2 protein-coding genes are annotated in these 1,253 nt (G+C 33.0%); both read left to right on the top strand.

Annotation, left to right across the window (positions count from 1 at the left end; all coding sequences use genetic code 11):
• The first annotated feature begins 274 nt into the window (after positions 1 to 274).
• Complete coding sequence (locus tag AC805_RS10765) at positions 275 to 937, top strand: SUKH-4 family immunity protein (protein ID WP_055075437.1); 663 nt, start codon at positions 275 to 277, stop codon at positions 935 to 937.
• A gap of 7 nt (positions 938 to 944) precedes the next feature.
• On the top strand, positions 945 to 1,163 hold the full coding sequence (locus AC805_RS25565) for a hypothetical protein (protein ID WP_156341381.1): 219 nt from the start codon (positions 945 to 947) through the stop codon (positions 1,161 to 1,163).
• Positions 1,164 to 1,253: the final 90 nt, after the last annotated feature.

The raw sequence follows: 1,253 nt of genomic DNA, 5'->3' as shown, positions 1-1,253 counted from the left end.
CTAATAGACTTGTTGGTAAATAAAAGTAAAGCATAGAGGTGGTTTTACTTTTTCTATCCATTTTAAGCAAAATCCAAATAGAAGTTCCATAAGCCAGCCGCATTCAACATGAGACGGTCATCAAAATCGGTCGTTTAATTTCAATAATCTACTACCAGACGCAGCGATATTTGTCCGCAATGAAAAATATGATTTGTTAGAATCATTTGGGGTAGGGTTTAAAGAAACTAAAGTTTTTAACTCAAAGTAGAAATTAATTTAAATTTTATAGATTATGAACATACAATCCGAATTAGAGCTATTTAGCGAAAAATCTTTAATTAAAGTCTCACGAGAAAATTTAGACAAAGTTGATATTCCACCAGATTATAGGGAGGCAATTATTAAAATTGGATTTCCATACACAATGTGGAATCTAAGATTTTCCATGGAGTTTAGTCCCATTTCTATTGATGAATTTATATTAGATGATATTCGTAAATCTAGAAATTTACTAACTATTGGTTGTAAGTCTTTAGGAGGAACTTTGGGATTTTTAACACCAATGGAAGATATTGGTTTACATAAAGGTGCCAGTCTATTAGATATAAATGCCAGATTGGATATTATTGGTCGAGAAAGACATTGGGATGTTTTTGGTGAGGTGAAACATTCATTAAGAATATGTGTGGATTTAGATGACAATCAAAAAATTGTTTACATCAACCCTAGTGGGAAAGATATTTACTATTGTAATTCCAACCTTAAAAATTTACTTAGATCTATCTTAGTTTACAGGAAATTTGCTACAGGTGAAGTAGTAAATTTTGATGAGGAAATCGAAGCATTTAAAAAAGAGCTAATTGATATCGATCCGCAATGTTTAGATAACGAAGAGTGTTTATGGAGTAATGTAATTTGGGCACAGGTATACGATCACGAATGTTACGAATATTAGACTTGAGGTGAAGACCAGTTACCTGCTTGATGCTAATCGCGATTATGCTCAGGTGCTTGAGGAGTACGATAGCTCAGGAACTCAGGTTTTCTATCAGTACGGTCATGACCTAATTTCTCAGAATAGGAATGGGGTGAAGAGTTTCTATCTCTATGATGGGTTAGGTAGTCCTAACCCACATTCCGCTCGTAATGGAAGCCTAAAAATATTTAAAACGAGACAATGAGGGTTTCAGTGATTTTTGGAAAAATTAATGGTATTAATTACCATTAGTGCATCACTATTTGAAGTATTAAGATAGTGATATTTTTGCTGG

Origin of the sequence: Pseudanabaena sp. 'Roaring Creek' (genome assembly GCF_001402795.1) — a bacterium.
Taxonomy (GTDB): Bacteria; Cyanobacteriota; Cyanobacteriia; order Pseudanabaenales; family Pseudanabaenaceae; genus Pseudanabaena.
This window is presented reverse-complemented; position numbering and strand designations above follow the sequence as displayed.